Annotated in this window: 17 protein-coding genes; 8 read left to right on the top strand and 9 right to left on the bottom strand. The window is 70.9% G+C overall.

Annotation, left to right across the window (positions count from 1 at the left end; genetic code table 11):
* On the top strand, positions 1–4,041 hold a 4,041-nt coding region (locus CA984_RS48880; RefSeq protein ID WP_278249077.1), incomplete at its 5' end, for a S8 family peptidase.
* 37 nt (positions 4,042–4,078) lie between these two features.
* Here CA984_RS48880 and CA984_RS32930 read toward each other — a convergent pair.
* Complete coding sequence (locus CA984_RS32930) at positions 4,079–4,444, bottom strand: hypothetical protein (protein WP_207621132.1); 366 nt, start codon at positions 4,442–4,444, stop codon at positions 4,079–4,081.
* 370 nt (positions 4,445–4,814) lie between these two features.
* Here CA984_RS32930 and CA984_RS32925 point away from each other — a divergent pair, with 370 nt between their 5' ends.
* The 3 genes from CA984_RS32925 (at position 4,815) to CA984_RS32915 (ending at position 7,818) form a co-directional block, all read left to right on the top strand.
* On the top strand, positions 4,815–6,254 hold the full coding sequence (locus CA984_RS32925; RefSeq protein ID WP_086577365.1) for an MFS transporter: 1,440 nt from the start codon (positions 4,815–4,817) through the stop codon (positions 6,252–6,254).
* Between the two features lie 243 nt (positions 6,255–6,497).
* Positions 6,498–7,601: a cytochrome P450 gene (locus CA984_RS32920; RefSeq protein ID WP_242676307.1), complete on the top strand. Its 1,104-nt coding sequence runs from the start codon at positions 6,498–6,500 to the stop codon at positions 7,599–7,601.
* A gap of 19 nt (positions 7,602–7,620) precedes the next feature.
* Positions 7,621–7,818, top strand: a complete 198-nt coding sequence (locus CA984_RS32915; RefSeq protein WP_086577363.1) for a ferredoxin — start codon at positions 7,621–7,623, stop codon at positions 7,816–7,818.
* A gap of 183 nt (positions 7,819–8,001) precedes the next feature.
* On the opposite strand, the gene CA984_RS32910 is transcribed toward CA984_RS32915, so the two are convergent.
* Positions 8,002–8,727: a VOC family protein gene (locus CA984_RS32910; protein WP_086577362.1), complete on the bottom strand. Its 726-nt coding sequence runs from the start codon at positions 8,725–8,727 to the stop codon at positions 8,002–8,004.
* A gap of 168 nt (positions 8,728–8,895) precedes the next feature.
* Entirely contained in the window at positions 8,896–9,195 is a 300-nt protein-coding gene (locus tag CA984_RS32905; protein WP_086577361.1) for an Atu4866 domain-containing protein, read from the bottom strand.
* A 143-nt stretch (positions 9,196–9,338) separates the two neighbouring features.
* On the opposite strand from CA984_RS32905, the gene CA984_RS32900 reads away from it, so the two are divergent.
* Positions 9,339–10,187: a helix-turn-helix transcriptional regulator gene (locus CA984_RS32900; protein WP_086577360.1), complete on the top strand. Its 849-nt coding sequence runs from the start codon at positions 9,339–9,341 to the stop codon at positions 10,185–10,187.
* Positions 10,188–10,247: 60 nt separating this feature from the next.
* Here the strand turns inward: CA984_RS32900 and CA984_RS32895 are convergent, their stop codons facing one another.
* Positions 10,248–11,240 (bottom strand): helix-turn-helix domain-containing protein, encoded by a 993-nt coding sequence (locus CA984_RS32895; protein WP_086577359.1) that lies wholly within the window; start codon positions 11,238–11,240, stop codon positions 10,248–10,250.
* Positions 11,241–11,341: 101 nt separating this feature from the next.
* Here CA984_RS32895 and CA984_RS32890 point away from each other — a divergent pair, with 101 nt between their 5' ends.
* A complete protein-coding gene (locus CA984_RS32890) occupies positions 11,342–12,439 on the top strand; it encodes a saccharopine dehydrogenase family protein (RefSeq protein WP_242676306.1) in 1,098 nt (365 codons plus the stop codon).
* Here CA984_RS32890 and CA984_RS48340 read toward each other — a convergent pair.
* A complete protein-coding gene (locus CA984_RS48340) occupies positions 12,427–12,798 on the bottom strand; it encodes a helix-turn-helix domain-containing protein (protein WP_086577358.1) in 372 nt (123 codons plus the stop codon). The genes CA984_RS32890 and CA984_RS48340 overlap by 13 nt on opposite strands.
* A 159-nt stretch (positions 12,799–12,957) precedes the next feature.
* Here CA984_RS48340 and CA984_RS32880 point away from each other — a divergent pair, with 159 nt between their 5' ends.
* A complete protein-coding gene (locus CA984_RS32880; protein WP_133061843.1) occupies positions 12,958–13,146 on the top strand; it encodes a hypothetical protein in 189 nt (62 codons plus the stop codon).
* Between the two features lie 44 nt (positions 13,147–13,190).
* Here the strand turns inward: CA984_RS32880 and CA984_RS32875 are convergent, their stop codons facing one another.
* Positions 13,191–14,018 (bottom strand): class I SAM-dependent methyltransferase, encoded by an 828-nt coding sequence (locus CA984_RS32875; RefSeq protein WP_086577356.1) that lies wholly within the window; start codon positions 14,016–14,018, stop codon positions 13,191–13,193.
* A 72-nt stretch (positions 14,019–14,090) separates the two neighbouring features.
* Between CA984_RS32875 and CA984_RS32870 the strand changes: the two genes are divergently transcribed.
* The gene (locus CA984_RS32870) at positions 14,091–14,693 is read left to right on the top strand and encodes a TetR/AcrR family transcriptional regulator (protein WP_086577355.1); all 603 of its coding nucleotides are present in this window, start codon (positions 14,091–14,093) and stop codon (positions 14,691–14,693) included.
* Here the strand turns inward: CA984_RS32870 and CA984_RS32865 are convergent.
* The 3 genes from CA984_RS32865 to CA984_RS32855 all read right to left on the bottom strand — a co-directional run.
* The gene (locus CA984_RS32865; RefSeq protein WP_086577354.1) at positions 14,690–14,959 is read right to left on the bottom strand and encodes a hypothetical protein; all 270 of its coding nucleotides are present in this window, start codon (positions 14,957–14,959) and stop codon (positions 14,690–14,692) included. The two genes, CA984_RS32870 and CA984_RS32865, sit on opposite strands and share 4 nt — an antisense overlap.
* Entirely contained in the window at positions 14,956–16,005 is a 1,050-nt protein-coding gene (locus CA984_RS32860) for a hypothetical protein (protein WP_086577353.1), read from the bottom strand. The genes CA984_RS32865 and CA984_RS32860 overlap by 4 nt, the downstream gene beginning before the upstream one ends.
* A gap of 51 nt (positions 16,006–16,056) precedes the next feature.
* The coding region (locus CA984_RS32855) for a TCP-1/cpn60 chaperonin family protein (protein WP_278249076.1) at positions 16,057–16,682 on the bottom strand (626 nt) is incomplete at its 5' end.

Genomic DNA, 16,682 nt, shown 5'->3' with positions numbered 1-16,682 from the left:
CTCCTGGCTGCCTCCGCCATGGTGCTGGGCACCCTGGTGGCGCCGGGCACGGCCGCCCTCGCCCAGGAACAGGAGCCCGCCCCCGCCACTCCGGCGACGGGGCCGGCCACCGGCCCGATCGCGCTGACCGGACTGGGCCAGGGCGACCGCACGGTCACCCTGGTCACCGGGGACAAGGTGAGGTTGAGCGACACCGGCGGCGGCAAGTACGCCGTGCGCCCCGAGGCGAGCGTCCGCCCCGACGGCACCAGCGCCCACCTGTCCACGCTGGCCACCCCGGAGGGCGTGTACGTCACCCCCAGCGACGCCGTGCCCGCCATCAACGCCGGCCGCCTGGACCGGGAGCTGTTCAACGTCACCTACCTGGCCGAGAACGGCTACACCGACGACAAGACCAAGCAGCTGCCCGTCATCGTGCAGTACCCGCGTCAGCACACGGACAAGGCCGTCGCCTCGGCCGCCAAGGCCATCCCGGCCAGCGAGCCCGTGCTCGCCCTGGAGAGCGTCAACGCCTCGGCGCTCCAGGTCACCAAGGCCGAGGCGGGCGCGTTCTGGAACGCGGTGCGGGCCGTACCGGACAAGAAGGGTGCGAACGGGCTCGCCGGGCCGGCCAACGTGCCGAACACGCTGCGCGGCGATATCGCCAAGGTGTGGCTGGACGGCAAGGTGAAGGCCGACCTCGCCGAGAGCGTCCCGATGATCGGCGCGCCGCAGGCATGGGCCGGCGGGCACGACGGCGCCGGTGTGAAGGTCGCCGTCCTGGACACCGGCGTCGACGCCAAGCACCCCGACCTGGCCGGCAGGATCGCCGACAGCAGGTCCTTCATCCCCGGTCAGGAGGTGCAGGACGGCCACGGCCACGGCACCCATGTCGCCTCCACCATCGCCGGCTCCGGCGCGGCGGGCGGCGGCAGGCACAAGGGCGTCGCGCCCGGCGCACAGCTGATCGTCGGCAAGGTGCTGGCCAACGAGGGCTCCGGCAGCGACTCCCAGATCATCGAGGGCATGGAGTGGGCCGCGGCCTCCGGCGCCAAGGTGATCAGCATGAGCCTCGGCGGCGGCGCCACCGACGGGACCGACCCGATGAGCCAGGCGGTCAACGCGCTCAGCGCGTCCACCGGCGCGCTGTTCGTGATCGCCGCGGGCAATGCCGGCGCGTCGGGCACCGAGACCGTCGCCACCCCCGGCACCGCCGACGCCGCGCTGACCGTGGCCGCCGTCGACAAGAGCGACGCGTGGGCGGCCTTCTCCAGCCAGGGACCGCGTGTCGGCGGTGGCCTCAAGCCGGACATCGCCGCCCCTGGCGTGGCCATCGCCGCGGCGCGTGCCGCGGGCACCACGATGGGCACCCCGCTCGACGAGCACTACACGGCCGCGAACGGCACCTCGATGGCTACCCCGCACGTCGCCGGAGCCGCCGCGATCATGGCGCAGCTGCACCCGGACTGGACGGGCCCGCAGATCAAGGCCGCGCTCATGTCGACCGCCAAGGACGACGCGCTCAGCGTGTACAAGCAGGGCTCAGGCCGGGTCGACGTGGCCAGGGCGTACACCCAGCGGGTCTTCGCCGTCACCACCGGGGTCGACTTCGGCGCCGTCGAGAGCGACGCCGCCCCCGTGACCCGGGAGCTGACCTACACCAACCTGGGCGGCCAGCCGGTCACCCTGACCCTGACCCCCGACCTGCGCAAGTCGGACGGCAGCGCGGTCGAGGGCGGGCTGAGCATCGCCGGGACGACGCTCACCGTGCCGGCCGGAGGCACCGCGACCGTGACCGCCACCGTCGACCCCAAGACCCTGGCCGGCCTGGACAACTACACCGGCGCCGTCACCGCGACCGCCGACGGCGTCCGGCTGCGTACCCCGGTGGGCGTGGTGCGCGAGGTGCCCAAGGCCACGCTCACCATCCACACCCTGGGCCGGGACGGCAAGCCGCGCAGTCCTCTGGCCCAGGACACCATCGACGTGTCCGGCGACAAGGGCGTCCTCGGCGGTGTCGCCCTGACCGCCGAAGGGACCACGGTCACCCGCGTCCCGCAGGGCGTCATCAGCGTGACGCAGGTGCTGAGCTGGGTCGGCGACGACGAACGGGAGAACCTGGCGTTCCTGTCCGTGCCCGAGCTCACCGTCGCCGGGGACATCGAGATCACGCTCGACGCCCGCAAGCTGACCGAGGTCCGTTTCACCACCCCGCAGCCGGCCGAGCCGTTGAGCAACATTCCCTACGTGGCCTATCAGCGGACCGTGGCCAACGGCGACGCCTACATGGGATTCACCTGGCCCGGCCGTACCTGGTCCCGGCTGTGGGCCCTGCCCACGGAGCAGGTCACCAAGGGCGCCTTCCGCTTCCACACCCGCTTCACCCTCGGCAGGCCCGAGGTCGAGATGAGCATGCGCGGGCGGGGCGGGCTCACCCTGCACCCGGTCTCCGCGCTGCACGGCGTCAACACCTACGGGGTGCACGAGCAGTACGACGGCTTCCCCGACTTCCGGCCGTTCACCGGCACCCGCGACCTGGAGGTCGTCGACGTCGGCGAGGGCAGGCCCGAGGACATCAAGGGCCGCGACCTGCGCGGCAAGCTCGTCCTCATGGAAGCGCCGATGTCAGAGGGCCTGTCCGGACCCATGTGCGGAGTCCAGATCGAGCGGATCGGCCCGATCCGCGACGCCGGCGCGGCCGCGATCGCGCACTTCCCGCAGCCCGGGACCGGCTGCGCGATCCCGCTGAGCATGACGCAGGCCCCGTTCACCGGAGAGGCCAAGCCCATCGGCGTCCCCACCGTGTCCCTGCCCTCCCGCGAGGCGCTCGGACTGCGCGACCGGCTCGCCGGCGGCAAGCCGGTCACCCTCCGGGTGACCGGAACCGAGGAGTCGCCCTACACCTACACCTTCGCCCCCTACGAGGAGGGCCGGGTGCCCCGCTCGCTGCACTACACCTTCGCCGAGCGCGACCTGGCCCGGATCGACGTGGACACCCACACCGTCGCCCCCGCCCGCTACAACGACTGGCGGTACGCGCAGAAGCCCGACGACGCCGTGCCGCTGTCGGCATCCGTCTCCGGGTGGGGCGCCCCCCGGCTCACCCTGCGGGAACGCCGCGACTGGGTCGGGCCGCTCGACTCCGGGGTCCTCTGGTCGCACGGCATGGAGGAGATGCGCGGCACACCGTTGGAGGACCGGGTTCCGCAGTGGGCCCTGGAGGTGTTCGACAAGCCGGTCCGCACCCAGCAGTCCTGGATGACCACCCCGTTCACGCCCGGCGCCGCGACCGGCTCCGACAAGGTCTACAAGCTCGCCAAGCCGGGCGCGAACCTCGGCTCGTTCTTCCGGTGCATGATCTGTGTCCAGGGCGACAGCCTGTGGGCGGAGTTCGAGCCCAGCTACGGCTCGCCGGGCGCGAGGAAGTACAACGGCGACTACTGGCCGACGACCGACCTGTCCAAGCCGGGCTTCGACGTCCGCCTCTGGCAGGACGGCAAGGAGATCCCGCGCACCCAGGTCGGCGGCACCACCATCCTGCCGGTCTTCCCCCTGTCGCACAGCCCCGGCAGCTACCGGCTGACCGCCAAGAACGACCGGCACGACACCGAATGGACCTTCACCACCCCGGTCAAGGCCGAGCGACTGCCCGGATCCTTCTGCTCCCTCGAAGCGCTGTACGGCACCGCGGAGCCCTGCAAGCCCGCCCCGGTCGTGTTCGTCAGCTACGACCTCGGCGACACCCTGGACGCCGGCAACTCCGTCCGCGCCGGCCGTACGCACACCTTCACCGTCTCCCCCTACCACTCCCCGTCCGTCTCGAAGATGCCTGACATCGCCGGCCTGAAGCTGTGGGCCAGCACCGACGACGGCGCCACCTACACCCCCGTCCCCGTCAAGCGCGGCAAGGACGGGACCTACACCGCCACCACCCGCTACCCCGCCCTCCAGCAGACCAAGGGGGCCGTGACCCTCAAGGTCGAGGCCTGGGACAAGGCGGGCAACACCGTCAAGCAGACCACCGTCCGCGCCTTCGACCTCCACGGCCACTCCGCCGGATAACCGCACGACCACACCGAACGGGGAAACCCCGGGTCACTCAGCGTGATCCGGGGTTTCCCCTGTCCGCCGACGTCCTCGCCCGGTCGCCCGGGACGCCGATGCCGAGAGCACCCGCCAGGAGCGGCACATCGGTGAAGGGCCGGTGATCCGCGCCGGGCAGTACGAGCCGGCGCTTCCACCCGGTCAGGCACCAGCCCTTCCACCCGGTTACGAGCCGGCGCTTCCACCCGGTCAGGAGTTCCCAGCCGCGGTCCCACGGATTGTCGCGGCCTCCGGGCAGGTGGCCCGCCGAGCCCATGGACAGGAACGGCCGCGGCAGCCCGCTCTTCGGGATCCGGGCGTATGCGGTGCCGTCAATGTCGATCCCGGCGCGTGCCCGGGAGTCCTCCGGCATGGCCGCCATGGCGCCGGCCCCTCCGATCGACCGGCCGGCCATCGCGATCCTGGACGGGGCGATCCCGGAGGACGCGTCTGCCCGGGGTGGGTGAGCGCCGGGCGGCATGGTTCGACCGGGGCTTGAGGCTTTCCCGGCTACCGGCCCGGAACCGTCCACGAGAGGCGGCGAAAAGTCTCCGGGATCGGTTCAACGACAGCCTTGAAGTCATGAGTGCTGATGACAACGGGCAGCCCGGTGCGGAGCCTGCCATCGAGCCCTGCGGCCGACGACCGCGCCGCCGACGGATCGATACGCGGAACGCCTCCACGGCCGTGTCCGGCGGGTCCGAACCCGGAGAGTCCACCGCGGCCACCGGCGAACTGAAGGAGATGACCGCGTGACTCCTGATTCAACCCCCGCCCCGCCTTCCTGGCGGGAACTGCTGGGCCCCGAACATCTCGGAGCCGCGATCGTGCTGGCGGGCGGCATACTCGTCGGTGCGGTCAATATCTATCTGGCCTCGAGCCTGCTGCCGACCGCGGTGGCCGACATCGGCGGCGCCGACTTCTACGCGTGGAACATGACGATCTACCTCGTCGCCATGGTGATCGCGACGATGCTGGTCAGCCGGCTCCTGGCCCGGTGGGGGAACGTCGGCGCCTATCGCCTCGGCTTCGCCGTGTTCCTGGCGGGCTCGCTGGCCTGTGCGGCGAGCCCGGCGATGCCGGTACTGCTGGCCGGCCGCGGCGTCCAGGGATTCGGGGCGGGGGTGCTGTCCGGCCTGGGGTTCGCCGTCATCCGCTCGGCCCTGCCGCGCCGGCTGTGGACCCGCGGCAACGCCCTGATGTCGGCGATGTACGGCGTCGGCAACTTCGTCGGCCCGGCGCTCGGCGGCCTGTTCGCCCAGTTCGGCTCGTGGCGCCTGGCGTTCGTGGCGATGGCGGTGATCGCGGCGGCGTGCTGCGCGGTCGTGTCCCGGGTGCTGCCGCGCGGCGAACGCGGCGACGCGCGGGTGCCGGTCCCGGCCGTGTCGCTGCTGCTGGTCACGGCGGCCACCGCGGCCGTCAGCCTGGCCGGAGTGCTGCCCGGGACCATGGCGATGGCGGGCGGCGTCGTGGTGGCGCTGCTGCTGGTGGCCGCCTTCGTCGCCCACGAACGGCGCAGCGAGCTGCGGGTCTTCCCGCGCACGACCTACCAGGCCGGCTCACCACTGAAGTGGATCTACCTGACGCTCGGGCTACTGGCCTTCGGCGTCGCGGTCGAGTCGTTCGTCCCGCTGTTCGGCCAGCAGCTGGGCGGGCTGCCCCCGCTCGCGGCCGGCCTGTTCGGGGCGGCCATCTCGCTCGGCTGGTCGCTGACCCAGCTCGTCGGCTCATCAGCCACCAGGGAGCGCACGGTAGGGCATTTGCGCATCATCGGCCCGCTGCTCCTGGCGTCCGGCTTCCTCCTCCAGGGACTGCTGCAGCGCGAGGACGCGCCGATCTGGCTGGTGCTCATCTGGGTGCCGGTGCTGTTCGTCGCGGGTTCCGGTATCGGCCTGGCCTACCCGCACCTGTCCGTGGCCGCCATGTCCAGCACCCAGGATCCGGAGGAAGGACGCAGGGCCGCCGCGGCGATCGCCACCGTGACGAGCCTGTCGATCGCGTTCGGCACGGCCGTGGCCGGAGTCCTGGTCAATCTCGGCGACCTGTCGATGCTCGACTCGGCGCGGTACGTACTGTTCGGATTCGCGATCATCTGCGCGGTCGGCGCCGTCACCGCACGCGCGGCGGACCGTTCGAGCCGCCCGGAGCCCGCCGAGCCGGCCGGCCACACGCCGCTCCAACAGGGCTCGTGACGTGTCGCGATCACGCACCGACATGACGTCCGCCCCTTCGGGCCTGAAATGTCCGGCGCGGGCTTCCGATCGCCTGTTCACCACGTGTCCGAGATCACCCGATGACCGCGTTCGACGCGAGGAGACGCCATGACTGACGTCCTGCCAGAGATGCCGATGTTCCCGATGGCCCGTGCGACGGGGTGTCCCTTCGACCCGTCGCCGGAGTTGAGCCGGCGACTCGGACAAGCACCGGTTTCCCGAGTGAGGCTGTGGGATGGCAGCACCCCGTGGCTGGTGACCCGCTACGCGGATGTGCGTGCGCTGCTCGCCGATCCGCGTGTCAGCGTCGACGTCGCGCAACCCGGCTTCCCGCACACCAACGCGGTGAGCAAGGCACGCGACGCGCACATGAAGACGCTGATGCAGATGGACGCGCCGGAGCACATCGCCCAGCGGCGGATCCTGACCTCGGACTTCATGATCCGAAGGATGGAGGCGTTGCGGCCCCGGATCCAGCGGATCGTCGATGACCTCATCGATGAGATGCTCGCCGGCCCGAATCCGGTCGACCTGGTGGAGGCGTTCGCACTGCCGGTTCCCTCACTGGTGATCTGCGAACTGCTGGGCGCGCCCTATACCGCCCGCGACCTCTTCCAGCGGGTGTCCCGCACGCTCGTCATGGACGAGCCCGACCCTGAACAGGCCATGGCCGCCAGCGAGGAACTGAACGCCTACCTGGAGGAACTGGTGGACAAGAAGAACGCCGAGCCGGGCGACGACGTGTTCAGCAGGCTGGCCGTCGAGCAGTACCGGACCGGCGCGATGACCCGGCGTGAGATCGCCACGGCCGGTCAACTCCTTCTGGTGGCCGGGCACGACACCACCGCGACCATGATCGCGCTGGGCACGACCGCGCTGCTGGCGCACCCGGACCAGTTGAGCGCGGTCCGCGACGGCGGCGACCCCGCACTGGTGGCCAACGCGGCCGAAGAGCTCCTGCGCTACCTGTCCATCACCCATACCGAAGCCCGCCGCGTCGCGCGGGAAGATCTGGAGATCGGCGGCCGGCTCATCCGCAGAGGCGACGGCATCATCGTGGTGAAAAGCATCGCCAACCGGGACCCCTCGGCCTTCCCGGACCCCGACACCCTCGATGTCCACCGCAGAGCCCGCCACCATGTCGCCTTCGGTTTCGGCGCCCACCAGTGTCTGGGCCAATCACTGGCCCGAGTGGAACTGCAAGTCGTCTACGGCACCCTGTATCGACGCATCCCCACCCTGGCCCTGGCCGTACCGCTGGAACAGCTGACGTTCAAGGAGAACGCGGTCTTCTACGGGGTGCGCGAACTACCCGTCACCTGGTAAATCACACAAGGAGAAACGCGTGAGGATCACCGTCGACCAAGACGCCTGCATCGGCTCCGGGCAATGCGTACTCAGCTCACCCGAGGTGTTCGACCAACGCGACGCCGACGGCGTCGTCGTGCTCCTGCAAGACAGCCCGGAACCCGGGCTGCGGGAGGACGTCCATGAGGCCGCCCGCATCTGCCCGGCCCTGGCGATCACGCTGACCCCGCCGTGAACCAGCTCGAACCGGTGTCGTGGGTGCGTCTGCGGCGGGTCTGGCCGCCGCGGAAGCCCCGCGCAGGAAAGGCTCCACCGGCGCATTGACCATGATCGGTGAGGCGCCGCGGTCACGGACCGCGGCGCCGCCGGCAGCACAGCGTGCCGCGGGGTGGATCGCAGGCGCTGCCCCCGGGCGCGGTCACGCTATCGGGGGGCAAACACAGAACTCGTTGCCATCGGGATCGGCCATCACCACCTGGCTGCCCCCGCGCCGGCCGATGTCGATGCGGGTCGCTCCGAGGGAGACGAGACGGTCGACCTCCGCTTGCCGGTCACCGTGCGCAGGTGGAGCGAGGTCGAAGCGCAGCCTGTTCTTCCCTGTCTTCGGCATCAGTGGCGGACCGCCCCACGTGATCTTCGGGCCGCCGTGCGGCGAGCGGATCGCGGTCTCCTGGTCCTGGTCCCAGACCAACGGCCAGCCCAGAGCCTCGCTCCAGAAGTAGCCGACCTCCTGCGAACCGTCGCACGCGAGCGCTCCGACGAATCCGCAGTCGGCAAGGAATTCGTTGCCCGGCCCGATGACGCAGAACTCGTTGCCTTCGGGGTCGGCGAGCACCACATGCCCCTCCTCCGGGCGTTGCCCGATGTCGATGTGCCGCGCACCGAGTCCGAGCGATCTCGCCACCGTCTGCTGCTGGTCCTCAAGGGAGGTGCTCGTCAGATCGAAGTGCATCCGGTTCTGGCCGGTCTTCTTCTCCAGGGTCGGAAGACATCGGATCCGGAAGCCGGTGTCATCGCCCGGCAGGAGCGCGATGCCGTCGTGGGGGTCGTCGGCCATCTCCCAGCCCAGGACTCCGGCCCAGAAGCGCGCGAGACGGAGCGGGTCGTTCGCATCGAAACAGAGCGCGACAAGCTGAGAAGTCATCCCGCATCTCCAATCTGCTGACTCACAGGCGCAGACAGGACACATCCTCCTGGCGCATGGCGGAAGCAACGCTAGCCCGCTCAAGTGCCCGGGTTGAACTCGGCGACATACCAAGATGACGCAGCGTCGGGGGCGGATCGCCCAGCCGGAGTACGGCTGTCCGCAAGCTCACCTGGAGGGACGCCAAGATGAACCCTCACGGGGCGGCGGCCGTTCCTCGCGGTAGAGCACGAGGTGCTCGTGGTAGAGGACGCCGTCTCGGATGTCGCCCGTCGCGGTGAACCCGATGTCGTCGATGTAGTCCAGGTGGCTGCCGGTCACCGTGTACCGGCCGGTGTAGGCGCTGCGCCGCTCGCCGCGGGCCTCGTCGTAGCGGCCCTCAGGCAACAGTTCCTGGCGGATGTAACCGTCTGTCGTCACCCACATCCCGACCACATCGACGTTCCGGCCATCGGCTCTCTCGGACATGCTGGGCTCCTCCTTTGCTCGCTCCAGGCGATTCAGCCTTGCCCCACCAAGTCTGCGCAGGTCAGCAGGGATCAACCAGGACGTGTGCCGCCTGGGTGTGCCGCACCCAGGCGGCACCCGCATCCGCCGCATAGCCTGACCACATGGACGACAACCACCTGGGGGAATTCCTGCGCGCACGCCGCGCCGGGCTGCAGCCGCAGGACGTCGGCATGGCGAGCTACGGGGCCCGCAGGGTCGCCGGGCTGCGCCGGGAGGAGGTCGCCGTCCTGGCCGGGGTGAACGCCGACTACTACACCCGCCTGGAGCAAGGGCGCGAGCGCAACCCCTCCCCCCAGGTGCTCGACGCCCTCAGCCGCGCGCTGCACCTCGACGCGGACGCCCGAGCGCACCTGTACCGGCTGGCCGGGGCGGTGCCGGGCGACCTGCTCTCCGCTCGCGTCGCCGAGCGGGTCAGCCCGGCACTGCGTCAGTTGATGGACGGCTATCCCAACACTCCCGCATTCGTGATGAACCGGACCTTGGACATCCTCGCCACCAACGCGCTTGCCGACGCCCTCTACGCCCCGTTCGACCCGGCGGACAACCTGGCCCGCATGGCCTTCCTCGACCCTGCGGGCCGGCGCTTCTACCCGGACTGGAACCGGGCGGCCCAGGCCGCCGTCGCCAACCTTCGCCAGGCGGCCGGTTTCGATCCGGACGACCCGCGGCTGGCCGAACTCGTCCGCACTCTCACCGATCAGAGTGCGGACTTCGCCCGCCTCTGGAACGCCCACACCGTACGGGGCAAGACCCAGGACGCCAAGCACTTCCTGCACCCTGACGTCGGCCCGCTCACGCTCATCTACCAGGCCTTCGACGTACGCGACGCGCCCGGCCAGCAACTCGTGATCTACCACGCCGAGCCGGGTGGCGCCAGCGCCCAGGCCCTCGACCTCCTGGGCTCCGTCCACGCCACCCAGCGCCAGGCCGAACCCCGCCCCCACCTTTGATCGGCCGCCATGGACTGGTGACCGAACCGCAACGGGCTGTTCCGCACGGCCGCGGCCACTTCATGGCGTATTCGATTCCCACCCCGTCGTCGCCCTGTCAGTGCCCCCCTCGGCGTGCGAGCTGCGAAAAGTGCGGCGGTAGGTGTCGGGAGGCACTCCGACGGTGCGGTTGAAGTGCCGGCGCAGCGTCGTGGCGGTGCCCATGCCGGTGGCCGCCGCGATGGCCTCGACGCCGTCGTCGGTCGTCTCCAGCAGCTCCTGCGCGCGGCGGATCCGCTGGATCAGCAGCCATTGCAGCGGGGTGGTGCCGGTCACCGCCCTGAAGTGGCGTCCCAGGTTGCGCGAGCTCATGGTGGCCTGGCGAGCCAGATCCTCCACCGTCAGAGGATGGTCCAGCCGTTCGATCGCCCACGGGAACAGCTCGGCGAGCGGATGGTCCGCCCGGGCGGGCACCGGTGAGGTGACGAACTGGGCCTGCCCGCCGGCCCGGTGCGGCGGCACGACCAGGCGGCGCGCGACCGCGTTGGCGACCGCCGAACCGTGGTCGAGGCGGACGAGATGCAGGCACAGGTCCATCGCGGCGGCCTTGCCGGCGGAGGTGAGCACGCTGCCGTTGTCCACGTAGAGCACGTCGGGATCGACCTCCACCCGGGGATGGCGCGCGGCCAGGACCCCGGTGTGCGCCCAGTGCGTGGTCGCGCGCCGCCCGTCCAGCAGACCGGCGGCGGCCAGCACGAACGCACCCGTGCAGAGCGCGGCCACACGCGCGCCCGCCTCGTGCGCCGCGCGCACCGCGTCGATCAGGTCGGCGGGCGGGTCCGCGTCGACATCGGCCCACGCGGGGACGATCACGGTGTCGGCGCTCGGCAGCCGGTCGAGACCGTGATCGGGTTCCAGCCGGAACCTGCCGGCTCGTACGGCGCCCGGCCCGCAGCCGACGAGGTGGTACCAGGGGCCGGCCACGCCGGCCGGGGCGGTGCCGAACACCTCGAACGCCACGGACAGCTCGAAATGCAGCATCCCGTCGGTGACGGCCACCGCGACTGTGTTCATGTCCGAAATTGTATGGTGCATGGCGTTCCGGACACTCGTGCGAGGCAGCCGCCGCCACCATGATTTCCTCAGTGGATCAACCGAGTACGGCGGGGGAAACGATGGGATCGGGTCAAGCGGTGGCGGTGTTCGGCGCGTACGGGCACACCGGGCGCTTCGTGGTGGCGGAGCTGCGGGATCGCGGGTTCGTCCCGGTCCTCTCCGGCCGTGATGCGGGCAAGCTGGAGGCCCTGGCGGCGTCCTCGCCGGGGCTCGACGTCCGGCCCGCGGCGGCCGACGATCCGGCCTCGCTCGACCGCGCGCTGGCCGGCACGGCGGCGGTGATCAACTGCGCCGGGCCCTTCGCCTCGACGGCCGCCCCGGTGATCGAGGCGGCGCTGCGCGCCGGCATCCCCTATGTGGACGTGGCGGCCGAGATCGAGGCCAACGCCGACACGTTCGCGCACTTCGGGGACCGCGCCCGCGCCGCCGGAGCCGTGATCGTCCCCGCGATGGCCTTCTTCGGCGGCCTCGGCGACCTGCTGGCCACCGCGGCGATGGGCGACTGGGCGGCGGCCGACGAGGCGCACGTCGCCTATGCGCTGAGCAGCTGGCACCCCACCGCCGGCACACGCGCCGCGGGCACGGTCTCCCGGGAACGGCGAGACGGCCGGCGCGTCCGGTTCGCCAACGGGCAGCTGGAATATCACGACGACGCTCTCCCGTCGCTGAAGTGGACGTTCCCCGAGCCGATGGGCGTCCGGCCCGTCATCGGGGAGTTCAGCATGGCCGACGTCGTCACGATCCCCAGCCACCTGGCCGTCCCGGAACTGCACTCGTACATGACGGTCGAGGCGGTCGGCGACCTGTCGGCCCCGGACACGCCCGCGCCGGCGCCGGCCGACGAGCGCGGACGGTCCGATCAGACGTTCCTCGTCGACGTCGTCGTGCGCTCCGGCGGGGCGGAGCGGCGCGCCACGGTGAGCGGCCGGGACATCTACGCCGTCACGGCGCCGCTCGCGGTGGAGGCGGTCGACCGCATCCTCACGGGGCGGATCAGGACCACCGGGGTCGCCTCCGCCGGGGAGATCTTCGACGCGGCCGACTTCCTCCGCGCGCTGTCCGCGCACCTCTCGTTCGACGGGACCGGCCTGGACGCGGCGGTTCCGGGTGCTGGGAGATCGTCGAGCGGCGCTGCGTGCAGCTGCTACACGGGATGATCGTGCTCGGAGGGCGGATGCGGCGCGCTCCAGATGCTCCGTAGTGGTCGCATGCCTTCCTCGACGTAGCCGGCGATAGGGCGGTCGCCGCCGTCGAGGTACCACTGCTCGAGCGCGGCGAAGTAACCGAAGGCGAGGGCGTTCGCGATCACGCGAGCCTGCGTCTCGCTCACCTCTCCGGCCACTGCGATCAGCGGTGCGATCCGCTGACTGGTGCGGTCGAGTGGTGAGACCTCGGCGGCGGCCGCGATCTCCTCGATCGTGACGGCGTCGAACCCTCTCTCGTCGAACAGGTCGAGTGCGCGTTCCTGGATGGTGCGCATGGCCTTGAGGCGCCAGCGCTCGCGAAGCCCGGTCATGCGAGGCTCCGGGACCGGGCAGGCCGCACCTGCCCAAGCCCGGCCTCGGCCTGGAAAGACTCGGCCTCGACCTGGCCCCCGCGGGCCGGCGCACCTACGTCATCGTGAGCCTGACCCTGTGCTGGGTGCCCGGCGGCCCAGGGCATCGTGCCCGCGCTCATGCTGACCACCGGTCAGGTCACCCGATCGTGGTTCCTGGCCCTGCACCTACCGCAGCATCTCCAATGGCCCGCCGTCATCGCCATGATCGTCCTCGGGCTCGTCCTGCTGACCACCGGACTGAGCATCGGCCTCCACCACCTGGTCAGGTCATGGCGAGACGGCATCGAACCGGATGGCGGCCCGTGACAGCCGCCTCCCTTCCCGGATCGGCGGCGATCCGGCGGATGGACTCAGGAGGCGTCGGCGCGTACGGCGGTCGCGGCCAGGGTGGTGTAGTTCATCGTGAAGCTTCCACCCAGGGAGTCGATGGCGTCCCCGACCGCGTCCAGCACCTCGGCCAGCCGGTCGGGACGGAGCCGGGTGAGGCCGCCGGTGGTGGGCAGCAGGTCCAGCCACTGGTCGCGCGTGTAGGACTGCTCCCAGTCGAACCGCCACTGCTCGGGATCGCTGAACTGTCCGGTCTCGCAGATCTCGTCGGTGAACTTCACGTATGCCGCCTGGTAGAGGTCGAGCGGACGCCGGGCCGGTCGGCCGTTGAACGGGGAGTCGGGCACCGCCCGCCGGTAGGCGGCGGCGAACGGCTCGGCCACCTCGGCAGGCGGCTCGTACACATGCCCGAAGATCGCCAGCCGTCCCCTTGGACGCAGCACCCGTGCCGCCTTCGCGGCACCGGCGGCCGGATCCACCCAGTGCCACGACTGGGCGGCGATGACCGCGTCAAAGGTCCGGCCGGCCGGCTGCCAGGATTCGAAGGCCGCCACCTCGACCTGCAGGCCGCGGGATCGCGCGAAGTCGGCCATCCGCGCATCGGGCTCGACGCCGAGCACGGCGCAGCCGGCGGCCTGGAACTGGCGGGCTGCGATGCCGGTGCCGCAGCCGACGTCGAGCACGGCAGGCCCGGGGCTCCCGGCGACGATCCGCGCCACCAACGCATCGGGGTAGCCGGGCCGGGCTTGGTCGTAGCGTTGCGCGTCCACGCCGAACGACTCGGCCATCCCCCGGGCCTTGTGCGACTCCGACGGGGACGCTTCCGGTTGCTCTCGAGGTAATATGGGCATGCGCCCACTTTAGTGGGCATGCGCCCACTAGGCAACGGACGCCGGCGGGTCGACGCGTGAAAGGATCTGTGAGTGCCGACTGGTGTGCACCTTCGCGACGCGCGGCAGCAGCTGTTCGACGCTGCCGAACGCGTGCTTCTGCGGGACGGGCCGAACGGGTTGACCAGCCGGGCCGTCACCGATGAGGCGGGCTGCGCCAAAGGCGTCCTGCACCGGCACTTCACCGACTTCGACGCCTTCCTCGCCGACCTCGTACTCGACCGGGCCGCGCAGCTCGAGACACAGGCGAGTGCGCTGCGCGAGTCCGTCGGCACCGGCACGGTGGCCGGCAACCTCACCGGCGCGCTGACCACCCTGTTCGGACCGATCCCGATGGCAGTCATCCCGCTCATCACCTTCCGGGACGAGCTGCGCACACGGCTGCGGCAAGCCAGACCCGGAGGCGGCATCGCGATCCTCGCCCAGGCCACGACCGCGATCTCCGCCTACCTGGCCGACGAGCGTGAGCTGGGCCGCATCGCGGCCGACGCCGACATCGACTCACTCACCCTCTCCCTGGTCGGTGGCGGGCATCTCCTGTTCGCGGACCGCGACCTCGGCCCGCCGACCACGGCAGTCGTCAACAAGTTCGTGGCAGCGGTCATCGCCGACGTCGTGCGACGACGACCGGCCTAGGGACGCTGAGTGCCGGGTAAACGACGGCGGGCGCAAGGGGTCAACGCATCACCGTCTTTGATGAGGTCAGCGCAGACCTCGGCCGGGCGTCGGAAGTCGTGGATCCGGCGGGGCCGGTCGTCGAGCTCGGCGGCGATCACCGTGCGGGCCTGGTCGTCGCTTATCGGTTCGCCCCACGCCTGCGGCCCGCGCATCTCCATCGCTCCGTAGCCGAGGCGGCTCGCCCGCAGTCCGGTCCTTCCGAACTCCACGGTTGGCAGGGTCATGTCATCATCCTTTTTTCGATCCTGGCCGCCCTGGCGCGTCCGTATTCGGCCAGGGTGTGGAAGGCGGCTTTGGGGGCCCAAGGCAGCCCCGGATAGGCCGTCCCCGTGCGGCCGTGCTCCAGGATCTTGACGATGCCGAAGCTGGCGGTGTCGAAGTCCCGTTCGGGATCGGAGGACGTCGGCAGGTCGCGGCGTGCGAACGTGTTGACGAACGCCGCGTCCGTGCCCTCCTCGTCGTAGATGTCGAGGAGCTCGCGCAGGTATTCGGCCTGTTCTTCTTCGTCCCGCATGACGGTCGCGGTCAGGCGGGGGCAGGCGCGTCCGTCCCATTCGATGATGGAGTCGCCGCGTGCGCCCAGTTCGGCGGCTCCGCGGTGGGTGGTGCAGCCGAACTCGGTGACGGCGAACGGCTTGCTCTGCGAGGTCTGCGCGCGCAGACTCTCACGGAAACCGTGCGCGGTGGTCGCGTCGCGATATCCCGCGTCGGTGGCGATCATGTCGAACGGAGCCCAGTCCACGCCTTCGAAGGGCAGGGAGGCGTAGCTGATCGGACCGCCGAACCGTTCGCGCACCGTCGCGGCGGCCCGGGTGAGGAAGGCGTTGACGCGGGCGGGCACTTCGGGGAGGGCGGCGCGCAGCCGTGTGGGATCGGCCATCAGCCCAAGCCGCTCCTTCAGGCTGTCACCGGGCAGGAATCCACTGGTGAACAGGCTGATCTCGGAGCCGGTGAGGAATACGACGGAAGTCCCTTCCCGGCGTAGGCGTTCGGCCCGTTCGGCGCTGTCGACGATGAACGTCATCAGCTCGTCTTGGGTGAGGCCGTTGGTGAACGGCGAATACCAGACCTCCAGGCCCGCGCGGGCGGCGTGGTGTGCGGCGGTCTCAAGGCGGTCCGGGTCTCCTCCGGTGACACGGACCGCGTCGCAGTGCAGCTCGTCGCGGATGATCTGCATTTCGCGGCGCACCGCGTCCGGGTCGAAGGGCTCGTGGGTGGTGGTTCCGGCAGAGGGGAAGCCGGTGTCGTAGGTGATGCCGTAGACACGCATCAGGGGCCTCCGTGTGTGTCCGTGCGGGTGGGACATGCGAGAAGAAACGGGCTAGAAGTCCATGTCCCCGCCGGGCATGGCGGGAGCGGCACCGGCCTTCTCGGGCTTCTCGGCGATGACGGCCTCGGTGGTGAGGAACAGCGCCGCGATGGACGCCGCGTTCTGCAGAGCCGAACGCGTCACCTTGGCCGGGTCGATGATGCCCGACTCGAACATGTTGACGTACTCGCCGGTGGCGGCGTTCAGGCCCTCACCCGGGGTGAGGTTGCGCACCTTCTCCACCACGACGCCGCCCTCAAGGCCGGCGTTGACGGCGATCTGCTTCAGCGGCTCCTCAAGAGCCTTGCGCACGATCGCGGCACCGGTGGCCTCGTCGCTGGACAGCTCCAGCTTGTCGAAGGCCTTGGCGCCGGCCTGCAGCAGGGCCACGCCACCGCCGGGGACGATGCCCTCCTCGACGGCCGCCTTCGCGTTGCGAACGGCGTCCTCGATGCGGTGCTTGCGCTCCTTGAGCTCGACCTCGGTCGCCGCGCCGGCCTTGATGACGGCCACGCCGCCGGCCAGCTTGGCCAGACGCTCCTGGAGCTTCTCGCGGTCGTAGTCGGAGTCGGTGTTGTCGATCTCGGCGCGGATCTGGTTGACCCGGCCGGCGATCTGCTCGGCGTCGCCGCCGCCGT

The sequence above is a fragment of the Streptosporangium minutum genome (assembly GCF_002149035.1).
GTDB lineage: Bacteria > Actinomycetota > Actinomycetes > Streptosporangiales > Streptosporangiaceae > Streptosporangium > Streptosporangium minutum.
This window is presented reverse-complemented; position numbering and strand designations above follow the sequence as displayed.